A 1,810-nucleotide genomic window follows, 5' to 3' on the forward strand; every position below is an offset into this window, starting at 1 on the left:
CCGGCGAGCATCTTGCGCTGATGGACCGGGTTCTTATGGAACACGTCGATGTTGCTGCCGATCAGCTTGTCCGCGCTGAAGCCGGGCAACTCCTTCTTCAGCTCGGCCTCGGCCTCGCGCATCAGGGCGACAGCCGATGGATTCATGTAGGTGATCGTGAGGTCGCAATCCGCGACCATGATGTTCGTTCGCAGGGCATCGAGCGCCGTGACGCGCGCGACGACGCTGTTCTGCTTCTGGGCGCGCCCGAACATGGGATATCCTGTTTAGCGATCGCTCTTAGACTAATTATATATAACTACCAAATCGTTACGTTCGGCACGAAAAGCTTCGACGTTGTGTGTTCTTGAATCGCTCTTGTTTTCCCTTGCCTGGGCGGTTCTGGCTATGGTGCCACCGTGTTGCATGACTCAGTGGTGTTGGCGGACTGCGTCCTATTGCGATCTGGGCTCATGCGAGGCGGACATACTCCGGGCGCCCGAGCTCGAGCATGCGGTTCAGCACGTCGGCGGCGACGGTCACCTCGGCTTCCTGACGGCCGTTGGCCTGCTAGCGTAGGCCGTCGCCGATGACATGCTTCTTCTGGCACTTTCCCGACCAAACTCAGTTCATGGCAGGAACTGGCTGTCTATGTCGAACTGGTGGTGGCGCAAGGGGCCATGCAGAAGGCCGCCGCGCTTCTGGCTGAGCAGGCCGAGCTTCTGGCTGCTGAGATGGGCGCGGGTACGCTGCACGAGGAGGGCGGACCGGAAGCGTTGCGGCCCTTCGCTGCCGTGGTGCGGGCGACCAACGACGATGACTGGGCTACGGTAGGGAGCGCCTAATCCAGGGGAGCGTACCTGGCAGGATCAGCAACGTGCTTCGGCAGAGAGAATACAGCGAGCGTTAGACGAGCCTGAAGTGAGCAGTGGAAGGGAGGGAGACTAGGAGGCTCCCCGGTGCGACACAGCGGCGGATGGCGAGCAGAACGGCATCGATGGAGCTGAAGGCCTGCACCGAGATCTGCTCATCAGCCTGCATGGTGCTCATCTGCAGGCCGGTGCTGGTGCGCCAGACGGCGAAGAACAGTTCAGGCGCTGCATCTCTCGCGGTGATGACGAGGGTAAGATGACCGTCGTAACCCTCCTGACGGTCGATCTCCCACGTGCCAGGCAGCGAGGCCAGACCTGCCTCAAGCTCGCGAGCTTGGGCATCGGAGAGGCTTCGGAAGGCACGAAGACGGGCACTGGTTATCGCTGCGGCGTTGGACTGGGATAGCACGTAGCGCATCCTGCGTTCCTTACGTCTGGCGCCGGTTAGCGGGTAACCGGCCCCACCATTCTGAACCTTCGACCCAAGCAGTTAGCGGGTGATCGCCTAGCTGCTGAGGCCATGGCCTCCCTCATCTCTCCTGCGCGCATAGCCGGACATGAAGTAGGTTCCACCGGGCTCTTCTAACCATCACGAAACAAGAGGGTTTCAACCTCTGGTTGTGATATGGGGTCTGGCTTCACGTCTCCGATTGGCATTTGTTTGTGCATTAGATCAGCGCCGCCGTGTTAAGCATTGATTTTGCATTGAATGTTCCATCAGCAGATCGCCATGGGTTAACTTCGGCGGCTTCTTTCGCCCAACGCAGACAAAAAAGATACGAACTCGTGTCAAAGCGCGTTGCAAGTTTCGCGCTATGGTTGTATCCACACTTCACGATTTCGTGAATGGAAACTTCCATGCGTGTCCTGCTGGTAGAAGATGATCTGACCACCTCGCGTGGGCTGACCCTCATGCTCAAGACGCAAGGCATGATCGTGGATGCCACCGACACCGGTGA

The 1,810-nt window shown here is 59.1% G+C and carries 2 protein-coding genes and 1 pseudogene; 1 reads left to right on the forward strand and 2 read right to left on the reverse strand.

What is annotated here, in order from left to right; translation table 11 throughout:
- A pseudogene (locus BO39_RS29355) lies at positions 1–254 on the reverse strand (PAS domain-containing protein); the annotation flags it as partial.
- 405 nt (positions 255–659) lie between these two features.
- Here BO39_RS29355 and BO39_RS29360 point away from each other — a divergent pair.
- Positions 660–824, forward strand: coding sequence for a hypothetical protein (locus tag BO39_RS29360; RefSeq protein ID WP_245615474.1), 165 nt, complete (start codon positions 660–662; stop codon positions 822–824).
- Between the two features lie 61 nt (positions 825–885).
- Here BO39_RS29360 and BO39_RS29365 read toward each other — a convergent pair whose 3' ends face one another.
- Positions 886–1,269: a hypothetical protein gene (locus BO39_RS29365; RefSeq protein WP_043840426.1), complete on the reverse strand. Its 384-nt coding sequence runs from the start codon at positions 1,267–1,269 to the stop codon at positions 886–888.
- Positions 1,270–1,810 lie beyond the last annotated feature (541 nt).

Source organism: Roseomonas aerilata DSM 19363, assembly GCF_000711725.1.
Taxonomy (GTDB): Bacteria; Pseudomonadota; Alphaproteobacteria; order Acetobacterales; family Acetobacteraceae; genus Roseomonas; species Roseomonas aerilata.